Origin of the sequence: Krasilnikovia sp. M28-CT-15 (assembly GCF_047159595.1) — a bacterium.
Classification (GTDB): Bacteria; Actinomycetota; Actinomycetes; order Mycobacteriales; family Micromonosporaceae; genus Actinoplanes.
Genome location: NZ_BAAGAK010000001.1, coordinates 7,189,138 through 7,201,816, shown reverse-complemented (window position 1 = coordinate 7,201,816; position 12,679 = coordinate 7,189,138). Strand labels below are relative to the sequence as shown.

The 12,679-nt window shown below is 72.9% G+C and carries 16 protein-coding genes; 11 read left to right on the top strand and 5 right to left on the bottom strand.

Translation table 11 applies throughout. From position 1 onward, the window contains the following. Positions 1-10 precede the first annotated feature (10 nt). A complete protein-coding gene (locus ACMCNO_RS33100) occupies positions 11-373 on the bottom strand; it encodes a hypothetical protein (RefSeq protein WP_412737831.1) in 363 nt (120 codons plus the stop codon). Positions 374-388: 15 nt separating this feature from the next. Further along, positions 389-685 carry a hypothetical protein gene (locus ACMCNO_RS33095; RefSeq protein WP_412753330.1) on the bottom strand — a complete coding sequence of 99 codons (297 nt, stop codon included), beginning with the start codon at positions 683-685 and terminating at the stop codon, positions 389-391. 364 nt (positions 686-1,049) lie between these two features. Between ACMCNO_RS33095 and folP the strand changes: the two genes are divergently transcribed. From folP to ACMCNO_RS33060, 7 genes are all read left to right on the top strand, one after another. Continuing rightward, positions 1,050-1,862 (top strand): dihydropteroate synthase, encoded by an 813-nt coding sequence (gene folP, locus ACMCNO_RS33090; RefSeq protein ID WP_412753900.1) that lies wholly within the window; start codon positions 1,050-1,052, stop codon positions 1,860-1,862. 140 nt (positions 1,863-2,002) lie between these two features. Next, a complete protein-coding gene (folB, locus tag ACMCNO_RS33085; RefSeq protein WP_412753899.1) occupies positions 2,003-2,350 on the top strand; it encodes a dihydroneopterin aldolase in 348 nt (115 codons plus the stop codon). Beyond that, entirely contained in the window at positions 2,347-2,874 is a 528-nt protein-coding gene (gene folK / locus ACMCNO_RS33080; RefSeq protein ID WP_412753329.1) for a 2-amino-4-hydroxy-6-hydroxymethyldihydropteridine diphosphokinase, read from the top strand. Before folB ends, folK begins: the two co-directional genes overlap by 4 nt. A gap of 35 nt (positions 2,875-2,909) precedes the next feature. Then, positions 2,910-3,386 carry a DUF3180 domain-containing protein gene (locus tag ACMCNO_RS33075; RefSeq protein WP_412753898.1) on the top strand — a complete coding sequence of 159 codons (477 nt, stop codon included), beginning with the start codon at positions 2,910-2,912 and terminating at the stop codon, positions 3,384-3,386. A gap of 96 nt (positions 3,387-3,482) precedes the next feature. After that, a complete protein-coding gene (locus ACMCNO_RS33070) occupies positions 3,483-4,607 on the top strand; it encodes an ABC transporter permease (RefSeq protein WP_412753328.1) in 1,125 nt (374 codons plus the stop codon). Between the two features lie 64 nt (positions 4,608-4,671). Then, entirely contained in the window at positions 4,672-4,962 is a 291-nt protein-coding gene (locus tag ACMCNO_RS33065) for a hypothetical protein (RefSeq protein ID WP_412753327.1), read from the top strand. A gap of 80 nt (positions 4,963-5,042) precedes the next feature. After that, a complete protein-coding gene (locus ACMCNO_RS33060) occupies positions 5,043-5,534 on the top strand; it encodes a hypothetical protein (RefSeq protein WP_412753326.1) in 492 nt (163 codons plus the stop codon). A 19-nt stretch (positions 5,535-5,553) separates the two neighbouring features. Here ACMCNO_RS33060 and ACMCNO_RS33055 read toward each other — a convergent pair whose 3' ends face one another. After that, positions 5,554-6,651, bottom strand: a complete 1,098-nt coding sequence (locus ACMCNO_RS33055; protein WP_412753325.1) for an ABC transporter ATP-binding protein — start codon at positions 6,649-6,651, stop codon at positions 5,554-5,556. A gap of 44 nt (positions 6,652-6,695) precedes the next feature. Here ACMCNO_RS33055 and ACMCNO_RS33050 point away from each other — a divergent pair, with 44 nt between their 5' ends. From ACMCNO_RS33050 to ACMCNO_RS33035, 4 genes are all read left to right on the top strand, one after another. Beyond that, a complete protein-coding gene (locus ACMCNO_RS33050; protein WP_412753897.1) occupies positions 6,696-7,382 on the top strand; it encodes an ABC transporter permease in 687 nt (228 codons plus the stop codon). Then, complete coding sequence (locus ACMCNO_RS33045) at positions 7,379-8,086, top strand: ABC transporter permease (RefSeq protein ID WP_412753324.1); 708 nt, start codon at positions 7,379-7,381, stop codon at positions 8,084-8,086. The genes ACMCNO_RS33050 and ACMCNO_RS33045 overlap by 4 nt, the downstream gene beginning before the upstream one ends. A 208-nt stretch (positions 8,087-8,294) precedes the next feature. After that, a complete protein-coding gene (locus tag ACMCNO_RS33040; RefSeq protein WP_412753323.1) occupies positions 8,295-9,293 on the top strand; it encodes a glycine betaine ABC transporter substrate-binding protein in 999 nt (332 codons plus the stop codon). 88 nt (positions 9,294-9,381) lie between these two features. Beyond that, a complete protein-coding gene (locus tag ACMCNO_RS33035) occupies positions 9,382-10,371 on the top strand; it encodes a hypothetical protein (RefSeq protein ID WP_412753322.1) in 990 nt (329 codons plus the stop codon). Between the two features lie 35 nt (positions 10,372-10,406). Here ACMCNO_RS33035 and ACMCNO_RS33030 read toward each other — a convergent pair whose 3' ends face one another. Beyond that, positions 10,407-11,531, bottom strand: coding sequence for an NADH-quinone oxidoreductase subunit D (locus ACMCNO_RS33030; protein ID WP_412753896.1), 1,125 nt, complete (start codon positions 11,529-11,531; stop codon positions 10,407-10,409). Between the two features lie 122 nt (positions 11,532-11,653). Continuing rightward, the gene (locus ACMCNO_RS33025) at positions 11,654-12,658 is read right to left on the bottom strand and encodes an SAM-dependent methyltransferase (RefSeq protein ID WP_412753895.1); all 1,005 of its coding nucleotides are present in this window, start codon (positions 12,656-12,658) and stop codon (positions 11,654-11,656) included. Positions 12,659-12,679 lie beyond the last annotated feature (21 nt).

Genomic DNA, 12,679 nt, shown 5'->3' with positions numbered 1-12,679 from the left:
GTCAGACCGGTCATATCAGCTCCTCCCGAACCCGGATGCGAGTGGCGACAAGTCTCGGATCGCGTCGCTCCACGGCTGGCTCACGAGTGCGGCGCCAGTCGGTGAGCGCGGTGCGGATGACCACCCGGGCGGGCCGGTCGGGGTCGACATGCCGGAACACGTACGACGTCGTCACCATGGCCAGGGCGATCTCCCAGGCCGGGAACGCGTCGAAGTCGAGGGTCATCAGGTAGTGCAGCAGCATGAACAGTGGCACGAGCCCGACGAACATGCCGTACTGCGCGTACGGCAGGTGGACCGGCAGGGTGTACCCCGGCGGTCCTAGGTAGACCAGCCGGGCCCGGTAGATGTCGTCGTCGGTGCGCAGCCGCATGTGTCCGCCTGCGGCCTAGCTGAAGAGGAGGTTGATGAGGTAGTCCCCGACGAAGAACAGCGTCGCGGCGCCGGCGATGAACGCCAGGCCGACGATGGCGATCGCCGAACTCGTCAGCACCTTCGAGATCTCGCCCCGGCTGGCCCGGCCGATGAAAATGACGCCGAGGACGGCCAGCAGGATGGGGGCGATGTTGCTGGCGAAGAAGGTGACGACACCTTCGGTGTTGATGCCCTTCGGCTCGGCGGGAGCGGCGAGCGCGCCGTGCTGGAGCGCCGTCGCGAGCTGAGCGGCGATGTCGGTGGCGATCATCGGTGTACCTCCCGGGTGCTCGGCGAGGGGCGCCGGGCACGGTGCAGTTGTGAAGCCTCGCTGGCGGCAACGCCCATATGGTGCTACTTCCTGCTCACCGCGTCGAGTGAGCCGTTAGGGCACTGCAGTCCTTCCAAGCCCATCTGCTCTCTTCGGTCCTTTAATGATGCCCAGTTCCGAAGAGTACGGGCCGTACTTCCTACCTACAAGCTGCCTGATTCGTTACCCAAGGTGGAGACGTGACTGAAGATGAGTCACGAAGGATCGTACGCGCGTTCGAAGATCGTGTGGTCGGTAACGTGTGCCTGTGGACAACTCGGTCGACGCCGGGGACCGGCTGCTGCGCAGCAATCACCCGGTCGTGATGGGCGTGGTCAACGTGACCCCGGACTCCTTCTCGGACGGTGGAAGGTACGGCGACCTGGACGCCGCGGTCACCCATGGCCTCGCGCTGTACCACGACGGTGCGTCGGTGGTGGACATCGGCGGCGAGTCCACCCGGCCGGGTGCCGAGCGGGTCGACGCGGCCACCGAGATCGCCCGGGTCGTCCCGGTCATCCGGCAGCTGGCCGCGGCGGGGGTCCCGCTCAGCATCGACACGACCCGCGCCGAGGTCGCGGCCGCCGCGCTGGAGGCGGGCGCGGTCATCGTCAACGACGTCTCCGGCGGGCTGGCCGACCCCGGCATGGCGGCGGTGGTCGCCGCGGCCCGCTGCCCGTGGATCCTCATGCACTGGCGCGGCCACTCCCGCGACATGCAGGACCGGGCGACCTACGCCGATGTCGTCGCCGAGGTTCGCGCCGAACTGCTCGCCCGGGTCGCGGACGCGACCCGGGCCGGGGTCGCGCCGGAACAGCTCATCCTCGACCCCGGCCTGGGCTTCGCCAAGCAGGCCGAGCACAACTGGGCGCTCAGCACCCACCTGGACGAGCTGGTCGCCCTCGGCTTCCCGGTGCTGTTCGCGGCCAGCCGCAAGTCGTACCTCGGGCGGCTGCTGGCCGGGCCCGACGGCGCGCCGCGCCCGGTCGACGGCCGCGAGGCCGCCACGATCGCGACCAGCGTGCTGGCCGTGGCCGCGGGCGCGTGGGGGGTCCGGGTGCACGACGTCCGCGGGACCGCCGATGCCCTGGCCGTCTGGACCGCCACCGGCCGCCCCCGCCTGCGAGGTGCCGCATGACCACGCCCGAATCCGCCCGGCCCACCAGCAGACCCGGCCATTCCACCGACGGATCCCCACGGTCCACCGGCGAATCCGCGCGGTCCGGCGAGGGGCGATCCACCGGCGGATCCGGGCGGTCCGGCGGCGGCACCGACCGGATCACCCTCACCGGGCTTCGGGTACGCGGCTTCCACGGCGTGTTCGCGCACGAGCGGCGCGACGGCCAGGACTTCGTGATCGACGCCGAGCTCGAGCTGGACCTGGCCCCGGCCGCGACCAGCGACGACGTCGCCGACACCGTCCACTACGGGGAGCTGGCGGGCGAGCTGGTCGAGGTCGTCGCGGGCGAGCCGGTGGACCTCATCGAGACGCTCGCGGACCGGCTGGCCGCGGTGTGCCTGCGCGACCCCCGGGTCGCCGCCGCCACGGTCACGGTGCACAAGCCGCAGGCGCCCATCCCGCACGAGTTCGCCGACGTGGCGGTCACCCTGCGACGGACCCGATGACCAGGGCGCTGCTGTCGCTGGGCAGCAACCTCGGCGACCGGTACGCACACCTGCGCGCCGCCGTACACGCCCTCGGCGAGGCGGTCGTGCTCACCTCCGGGGTGTACGAGACCCCGCCGTGGGGCGACACCGGGCAGCCGCCGTACCTGAATGCGGTGGTGCTGGTCGTGGACCCGGCGGCCGCGCCGCGGCAGTGGCTGGATCGGGCCCGGGCGCTGGAGTCGGCCGCAGGACGCGTGCGCGACCCGCAGCGCCGCTTCGGGCCGCGCACGCTGGACGTCGACGTCATCGCGGTGTGGCAGGAGGACGGCACCCCGGTGTGCCAGGACGATCCGGAGCTGACCCTGCCGCATCCCCGCGTGCACCTGCGGGCGTTCGTGCTCAAGCCGTGGCTGGACGTGCAGCCCTACGCGCAGCTGCCCGGCCACGGCTGGGTCACCGACCTGCTCACCACGGACGCGCTGGCCGCCGACGTCGTCGCGCTGACCCCCCGGCCCGACCTGCCGTTAGAGTCGGATCTGTGAGCAGTGACCCCGGCAGTGACCGGCACCCTCCCACGATGCGGCCGACGAACCCGTCGGTGCTGGTGGTCGCGGCGCTGGGCGCCGCAGCGTTCGGCTGGCTGCTGCTGAGCACGCTGTACTGGCGGATGCCGCCGCTGCCCTGGCCACCCATCATCGTGCTGGCCGCGTTGGCGGTGGCCGAGTTCCTGCTGGCCCAGAACACCCGGGCCCGGATCCAGCACCGCCGCGGCGCCCCGCCGGTCGACGCGCTCGCGGTCGCCCGGTACGCGGTGCTCGCCAAGGCGTCCTCGCTGGCCGGGGCGCTGTCCGCCGGATTCTCCGCGGGCCTGCTGTCCTGGCTGGCCCTGGATCCGACCCATGCCGCCCAGCAGGACATCCCCGCGGCGATCGGCGGCGTGGTCTCCGCCCTCGCGCTCGTCGGTGCGGCGCTCCGGCTGGAGCGGGCCTGCCGGGTGCCCCGATCTGACCAGAAGGATGAGGACGACTCCGACAAGAGTCCGGGACGTCGCTGACGGGTGTCCAATTGGCCTTGAACCCGGGTACGGGTGCCTCCGTATCCTGAGCCGGGCTGGCCCCGGCCGCCTTGACCCACACCAGGAGGGGCGGACATGGCATACGACGACGTCGCCTTCGGCCGACGGGCCGGACAGGATGATGACGGCGGCCGCGACCGGCTCGGCGTACACCTCGGATGGGAGGTCGTCCTGGCGCTGGGCGCCGCCGCGCTCGGCTTCCTGCTGTACCGGCTCGACCCCGCCAGCCTGCGCCGGCCCGCCCTGGACACGCTGCTGCTCACCGCCACCGCGATCGGCCTGCTCACCCTCGGCGCGGGCCTGACCCTGCGGGCCGGGGTACCGAACCTGGCGGTCGGGCCGATCGCGCTCGCCGCGTCGCTGCACTTCGCCGAGAACGGCGACCGGGGCCTGATCAAGGCCGCCGCGCCCGCCCTGGTGATCGCGGCGGGCGGCGCCGTCGTGATCGGGGTGCTCATCCTCGCCCTGCACGTCCCCGGTTGGGTCGCCACGCTGGGCGCCGGGATGGGCGTCATCGTGTACGACCAGTTACGGACCGCGCCCGTCGGAGTGCAGGGCGGATACGACCCGTCCAATCAGGCGTTCTTCCTGTTCGGCGCGTTCGCACTGATGGCGGTCGTCGGTGGCGCGGTGGGTGTCCTGGACCCGGTACGCCGCCGGCTGGGTGCGATGCGCCAGGCCACCGACCCGGCCCGGCGCCGGACTCAGGTGGCCCTTCCGGTGCTGGGCTCCCTGATCGTGTCGTCGGTGTTCGCGGTGGTGGCCGGGATCCTGCTGGCGGCCCAGTCGGCCCGGCCGATCGTGCCCGGCACCGGCCTGGAGTGGACCGGGATCGCGCTGGGCACCGCCCTGGTCGCGGGGACCAGCGCGTACGGGCGCCGGGGCGGGGTCTTCGGGACCCTGCTGGCGGTGGTCGCGATGACGTTGTTCCTGGACTACGCGGACCGGCGCGGCTTCAACATCGCGCTGTTCGCCACGGCCGCGTGCACCATCGGCGGCGGGCTGATCGTCACCCGGCTGGTCGAAACGTACGGCCGGACCCTGACCGTGGCGGACGCGGCACCGGACTGGGAGCCCGAGGCGCCCGCCGACACCGCCACCTGGCGCGCCGACCTGCCGGAGACCTGGACCGGGGCCGGGGTCGGTGCGCAGCGCCGCGGCGAGCGGTGGGACGAGGGGCCGTGGGGCAGCGGCCGCTGACCACCCCGGCCCCGCGCCGGGCGTCTGCGGGTGTCCGGTCCGGCCCGGGACCTATGCTGACACCATGACCGATGCCACCTTCGCCGAGCTGGACGCCCTGTCGACGGAGGAGCTGCGCGAGCGCGCCTTCGCCCGGGCCAAGGAGAGTCGCGACGTCAAGTTCTTCTGGTCGATCCTCAAGCATCTGCCGGACTCCGACGAGGCGTCCGGGCTCGACGGCGCACCGAATTCGGTCGGCCCGACGATCGACGAGGCGCACGCGCTGTGGCGGGAGCTGACCGGGCACGGTACCGGGTACGGCGAGCACGAGCCGCTGCTGCGGGCGGCCTTCATCGACTACCTGCAAAAGCCCTGAACAGTACCTGAACGCGGACATTCACGGGCATTGTCGTCTGCGCGTTTGCGCAGCGTAATCCGTTGGGAATCAACGGATCCATGCCCCTCGGAAATCGCTATCGAACCGCGCCTGGTGCGGGCACCCTCGCCGCACTCATCCTTGTCCTGATCTTCGGCAGCCCGTGGTACGCGGACTGGGCAGGGAAGAACACCGATCCCGACACCGCCGGCGGCTGGTGGCTGCGGCTGCTGGCCTGGCCGCACTGGCGGTTCAGCTCCAGCGACTCCGTCCGCGAGGTCGTCGCCGCTGACCTCAAGGCGATCCTGCTCGTCGTACTGACCGCGCTCTTCCTGGTGCTGCTGCCCGGTTCCCAGCTGGCCCGGGCCCGCGGCACGATCAGCCAGTTCTTCGCGGGCTGGGCGGCGTACATCTTCGCGGGCGGTTTCGCCGCGCTGCTCACCACGCTGATCCTGGCGAACCCGTCGCTGCTCGGCGCGTTCCGGGCCGCCGGCGACGGCGCGACGTACGGCCTGTTCGTCGGGTGGATCGTCGGCCTCGCCACGCTCGGCGGGCGCCGCGGCACCGGCTGACCCCGGCGCGCCGGCCGGATCAGACCGGGGCGCGGGCGGACTCGCCGGACGGCGGGTCGGACTGCGCGCCGGGCTGACCGTCGGAGGGCTGACCGTCGGAGGGCGGGCCGGACCGGGCGCCGTGCCGGACGTCGGGGGCCGCGAAGATCGCCGATCGGGACACCGTCCCGATCGGCTGGCCGTCGCTGGTGACCACCACGTTCAGCGCGTCGCCGGTGAGCATCGCGGCCAGCGCGTCGTACATGGTCCCGGCGTCGGCGACCGAGGGTAGGCGGTCGACGTCCTCGGTCCCGGTGAGGGGGCGCATCGCGTCGCGCAGGCTGGTGACCGCGAGGCGGCGGATCCCGCGGTCCGTCCCGACGAACCGGGCCACCGCCTCCGACGCCGGGGCGCTGAGCACCTCGGCCGGTGGCGCGTACTGCAGCAGCAGGCCGCCCTCGCCCAGGACCGCGATCCGGTCACCCAGCCGGACCGCCTCGTCGATGTCGTGGGTGACCAGCACGATGGTCTTGCGGACCGCGGCCTGTAGCCGGAGGAACTCCTCCTGCAGCCGGGCCCGGACGATCGGGTCCACGGCCGAGAACGGTTCGTCCATGAGCAGCACGACCGGGTCGGCCGCCAGCGCGCGGGCCACACCCACCCGCTGCCGCTGACCCCCCGACAGCTCGTGCGGATAGCGGTCGCCGTGCCGGGCCGGGTCCAGCCCGACCAGCTCCAGCAGCTCGTCCGCCCGAGCGCGGATCTGCTTGCGGTCGGTGCCGAGCAGCCGCGGCACGGTGCCGACATTGGTACGGATCGTCTGGTGCGGGAACAGCCCGACGTCCTGGATGACGTATCCGATGCGGCGGCGCAGCTCCACCGGATCCTGCTCGGCGATGTCCTGGCCGTCCAGCAGGATCCGGCCCTTGGAGGGCTCGATGAGGCGGTTCAGCATCCGCAGGACGGTGGACTTGCCGCATCCGGACGGCCCGATCAGCACGGCCAGTTCTCCCGCGCGTACCTCCAGGCTGAGGTCGCCGACCGCGACCGTGCCGTCCGGGTAGACCTTGCCCACCTGCTCCACGGTGATCGAGGCCGCGCCGTGCCCGGCGCCGGGACTGTCCGCGGTAGCGTCCACGTGTGTCCTTCCTGTCCTGGGTGCCCGGGCCGGTGCCGGTTCGGCTGCTGGCCGCCCCGGCCGATTCCCGGCCGGGTAATCCGTGGTTCTCGTGGACGTACGTCCACGAGAACGCCGACACCATTGCGGAGAAGCTCGCGTTCCACGCGGGCCTCACCGCCCGCGCCGTGCTGATCGCCCTGCTCGTGGCGGTGCCGCTGGCGATCGCCGCCTACTGGTGGCGACCACTGACCGCGCCGATTCTCGCACTCTCCAGTGTGCTGTACACGATCCCCTCGCTCGCCCTGCTTGCGCTGGTCGCCCCCGCGGTGGGGACCACGAAGGACCTTTCGGTGCTCATCGCGCTCGTCCTGTACGCCCTGCTCGTGCTGGTCCGCAACACCCTGGCCGGGCTCATCCAGGTCCCCGGTGCGGTACGTGACGCGGCCGCCGGCATGGGGTACGGGCGGCTCAGCCGGCTCTGGCACATCGAACTGCCGCTGGCGTTGCCCGCCCTGCTGACCGGGCTGCGCCTGGCCACGGTGTCGACCGTGGCGCTGGTGACGATCGGGGCCCTGATCGGCAACGGTGGCCTCGGCGACCTGATCCTCGGCGGCTTCAACCACAACTTCTACCGCGCCGAGATCCTCACCGGCACGGTGCTCTGCGTGCTGCTGGCCCTGCTGCTGGACCTGATGCTGGCCGGGCTGGGCCGGTTGCTCACCCCGTGGACCCGGGGACGCCGGTCGTGAACTTCCTCTCCGACGGCCTGGTCTGGCTCAACGACCCGCTCAACTGGACGAACCCGGGTGGACTGCTCGACCGGCTGCGTGAACATCTCGTGATCAGCGCGTGGGCGGTGCTGCTGGGCTGCCTGGTCGGCTGGCCGCTCGGCATCTGGCTGGGCCACCGCGGCAAGGGCGGGGGCCTGGTGGTCACCCTGGCGAACCTCACGCTGGCCATCCCGACCCTGGCGCTGCTGACCATCCTGCCGCTGACCCCGCTCGGCTTCGGTCGGCTGCCGGTCGTGGTCGCGCTCGCGGTCTTCGCGATCCCCCCGCTGCTGGCCAACGCGTACACCGGGGTGCGGGAGGTCGACCCGGGGATCAGGGACGCGGCGCGGGGAATGGGCCTGTCCGGTGGGCAGCTGCTGCGGCGGGTGGAGCTGCCGCTGGCGGTGCCGTACCTGGCGGCCGGGTTGCGAACGGCGGCGGTGCAGGTGGTGGCCACGGCCGCGCTGGCCGCGTTCGTGAACGGCGGCGGCCTGGGGCAGATCATCAGCGCCGGGTTCGGAATCGGCATGAGCAACGGCGGCGGCGGGCAGATCGTCGCCGGTGGCCTGGTCGTGGCGGCCCTGGCGCTGACCGTGGAGGCGCTGCTGGCCGGGTTGCAGTGGCTGGTCACTCCGCGCGGGCTGCGTCACCGGGTCAGGCCCGGGGCGGCCACCGTCGGGTGACCGGGCGTCCACTGGGCGCGTGATCGACCGGGTAACGCTTTGGCAACGCCAGCCCGGTGGGTGCGCAGGTTGTCGTACCCCCGGGGTGGGATGGGGAGTGCCGCACGCCGGGGGCGCGCGGCTGACCATCATGCGGGCATCGGAAACCACCGCCCGTCGGACACGCGGCACGGCCGCCGGGCCGTGCCGGGACACAGAAGGCGGCATCATGCGTCGACACCTGTTCACGATGACCGGCTGCCTCGCGGCCGCGGTCGTCGTCCTTTCCGGCTGCGGCGAGGCCGGCTCGTCCGGCACCGCCGCGCCAGCCAGCGCCGCCGCGGGCGCCGGATGCGCCCCGGTCGCCGGGGACAAGCTGGTCGTGCTCACGGACGACAAGCACCTGCAGAACACGGACAACGTCGTCCCCGCCGTCCACAAGGCCTCGTCGTCGCCGCAGCTGATCGCGGCGCTGGACAAGGTGTCGGCCGCGCTCGACACCCCCAAGCTGATCGAGCTGAACAAGGCGGTCGACGTCGACCGCAAGTCCTCCAAGACCGCGGCGCAGGAATTCGCCACGGCGAACAATCTGACCGCGGGCATCGCGAAGGGCCCCGGCGGCACGATCCGGGTCGGCGCGGCGAACTTCGCCGAGAGCGCCACCCTCGGCGAGCTGTACAACATCGTGCTCACCGCGGCCGGATACACGGTCAAGGTGCAGCAGATCGGCAACCGTGAGCTCTACGAACCCGCCCTGGAGAAGGGCGACATCGACGTGGTGCCGGAGTATGCGGCCACTCTCGCCACCTTCCTCAGCGGCAAGGTGAAGGGCAAGGGCGCCAAGGACCCGTCGTCGCCCGACCTGAACACCACCATGACCAACCTCACCGCGCTGGGCGGCGAGGTGGGCCTGGCCTTCGGTGCGCCATCGTCCGCTCAGGACCAGAACGCGTTCGCGATGACCCAGGGCTACGCCGACAAGTACGGCCTCACGACGCTGTCCGACCTCGCGGGCAAGTGTTCCGGGGCGGCCACGATCCTCGGTGGTCCCCCCGAATGCCCGCAGCGGCCCAAGTGCCAGCCCGGGCTGGCGTCGACGTACAACTTCCAGGCGGGGAAATTCACCTCGCTGGACGCGGGCGGCCCGCTCACCAAGTCGGCCCTCAAGCAGGGCACGATCAGCGTGGGGCTGGTGTTCAGCTCCGACGCGGCGCTGGCCGCGGGCTGAGGCCGGCTGGACGGACGGCCCCGGAGCGCCCATCCGGGGCCCGTCCGCCCGTTTCGTACCGACCCGCTGGTGGGTACGATCTGCCACCATGCCGGACCGGGAACCGCACCAGGAAAACCGTGAAGGGCACAGCGCCCGGCTGCCGCGCCTGCTCGTCTGGGCCGGCGCCGGTCTCGCCCCCGTGGCGGCGACCGTGGCGCTGCTCGGCGGCGACACGTCGATGCGCGTCGCGGTGCTGCTCCTCGCGGTCTGCGTCGTGCTGATCGGAGCCTCGCTGCTGATCCGCAGCGATCCGGTCCTGATGCGCATCGATGTCGAGGACCGCGTCGCCGCGGAGGTCGAGACCCTGCGCGACCAGCTGCGGGCCGAGGTCGCCGCGGCTGCCCGCGCCACCCATCACCACGTGCAGACCCTGCAGGACGAACTGACCCAGCTCCGCGGCGCCGCCCGCGTCGAGCCCGGCACCGCCACGGGCGGCCGCGCGACCGTGCCCGCGCCGATGCCGCCCGGGGCGGGCGTGTCCGGCGGTTCCGCCCCGATGCCGCATGGGGCAGGCGTGCCCAGCGGTTCCGCCGCGATGCCGCATGGGGCAGGCGGCCCCGCTGGGGCTGCGCCGATGCCGAACGGGACTGCGCCGATGCCGAACGGGGCTGCGCCGATGCCGAACGGGACTGCGCCGATGCCGAACGGGACTGGGGTGGCCAGGCCCGGGTTGCCGCGCCCGCGCGGCCCGGTTCCCGCACCCCCACCGTCGGTCGCCCGCCCGCCGCGGAACCCGCCGATCGCCGCGTTGCCGCGCCCCGCGCCGTCGCCCGCCCCGACTCCCCAGGCCGACACCGGCCACCGTCCGGTGGACGGGCGCGGGAGACGCCGGGCCGACATCACCGCCGTGGATCTCGGCTACACCGGGCGCCGGGCCCGCCCCGACGACACCGACGACGAATTCGAGTACGGGCCCGAGCCCGGCGATCCCGGTTACGGCGTGACCGCGCCGGACCCGTACGACCCGGACCCGCTGGGCGACGAGTACGACTGGCGCCAGCCGTCCGGGCACCGGGATCAGCGCAGCCGCTGGTGACCGCCGCCCACCGGGAGGCCGGTCCGGACCACCGGCTACTTGTCGATGTCGCCGACCACGAAGAACATCGAGCCCAGGATCGCGATCAGATCCGGCACCAGGCAGCCCGGGATGAGGGTGGCCAGCGCCTGCACGTTCGCGTACGAGGCGGTGCGCAGCTTCATCCGCCACGGCGTCTTCTCGCCACGCGACACGAGGTAATACCCGTTGATGCCGAGCGGGTTCTCGGTCCACGCGTACGTGTGCCCCTCGGGTGCCTTGACCACCTTCGGCAGCCGGACGTTGACCGGCCCGCCCAGCTGGTCGACCCGGTCGAGGCACTGCTCGGCGAGGGTCAGCGAGACGTACACCTGATCCAGTAGCACCTCGAAGCGGGCGTGGCAGTCACCGGCGGTCCGGGTCACCACGGGCACGTCCAGCTGGTCGTACGCGAGGTACGGCTCGTCGCGGCGCAGGTCGATGTCGAGCCCGCTGGCCCGCGCGACCGGCCCGGAGGCCCCGTATGCGGCGGCCTGCTCGGCGGTCAGCACGCCCACCCCGACCGTCCGGGCGAGGAAGATGTCGTTGTTGCGGATCAGCCGGTCGAGGTCGGGCATCCGCCGGCGCACCTGCGCGATGGCCTCCCGGGCCCGCCGGGTCCAGCCCGCGGGCACCTCCTCCTTCAGCCCGCCGACCCGGTTGAACATGTAGTGGATGCGCCCGCCGGAGACTTCCTCCAGCACGGTCTGCAGCGTCTCCCGTTCCCGGAAGGCGTAGAAGATGGGCGTGATCGCGCCGATCTCCAGCGGGTACGAGCCGAGAAACATCAGGTGGTTGAGGACCCGGTTCAGCTCGGCCAGCGCCATCCGCAACCAGACCGCGCGCTCGGGCACCTCGATGCCCATCAGCCGCTCCACGGCCAGCACCACGCCCAGCTCGTTGGCGAACGCGGACAGCCAGTCGTGCCGGTTCGCCAGCACGATGATCTGGCGGTAGTCGCGCACCTCGAACAGCTTCTCGGCGCCCCGGTGCATGTACCCGACGATCGGCTCGCAGGCCACGACGCGTTCCCCGTCGACGGTGAGCCGCAGCCGGAGTACGCCGTGCGTGGAGGGGTGCTGCGGCCCGATGTTGAGCACCATGTCGGCCGTGTCGAGTCCGGCGCCGGTCCCGACGGTCATCTCGCGCAGATCGCTGCTCACGATCTCCGATCGTAGGGGTCCCCCCACCGTTGGATGGTGCGCGGGCGCGCGCCCCGCCGCCCGGATCCCACGCATGTCGCGCCGGACCTCATTCGAGCCGGCTACTCGGGCTCTGAGGAGTGGGCTGGGCGAGCGGGGTCGGTGGGGACTTCGGTCAGGGGCGGGTCGATGTCGATGCCGTGCAGCAGCCACCAGTGCCCGCCGAGCCCGGCCGCGTCAGTGAGTTCGGCCGCGGCGCCCGCCCGGCTCAGCGCTCGCAGATAGCCCGCCGGGTCGGTGCCCGCCTGCCCCAACGGCGGGCGGGCAGCGGACACCCCCAGCGCGTGCAACGCCGCCCGTTGCCGCAGCAGCACGTACGGGCTGCCGGTCCCCACCGCCACCGCGTCGACGGCCACGTGCGCGGTGACGTCGCAGCCGCCGTCCGGCACCGGCGGCACCTGCCGTCCCGCCCGGAACCCGGTGAGCGTGCCCAGCGGCGGCCGCTCGGAGCGGACGTGCCCGTAGTCCACCGCGAGCGCACACCCCCGGCGCACCGCCGACACGGCGTCCGCCCAGGCGACGTCGCGGGGCCAGCCGATCTCGGCCCGGTCCCCGGGCGACCTGACCGGCCACCACCGGGCCAGCCAGAACGCCTCCGCGGCGTCGGCCGGTCCACCCAGCGACTCGGCGCCGGTGTCCGGCTCGACCAGGACCCGGCGCACCCGGCCGTCCCGGTCCGCTTCGACCACGTCGAGCGGGACGTTGTCCAGCCATTCGGTGGCCACCAGCAGGCCCACCACGCCGTGCGGGACGTCGTGGCGCCACCCGATCGAGGTGTCCAGGCCGGGCGGGCGGGGTGCCACCTCGACCCCGGTGAGCCGGGCTCGGGGGCCGAGCGTGTCGGCCAGCAGGGGGCGCAGCGCGGCCAGCAGTTCGCCGCCTCCGGCGCCGACGTCCACCACGTCGAATCTCGGCGGGTGCCGCAGCGCGGCGTCGATGCGCCCGATCAGCCGGTGCAGCGCTCCGGCGAACAGCGGCGAGGCGTGCACGCTGGTCCGGAAGTGCCCGGCCGGGCCCGCCGCACCGCGGGTGAAGAAGCCGGCGTCGCCGTACAGGGCGTCGGTCATCGCCGTGCGCCATCCGACCTG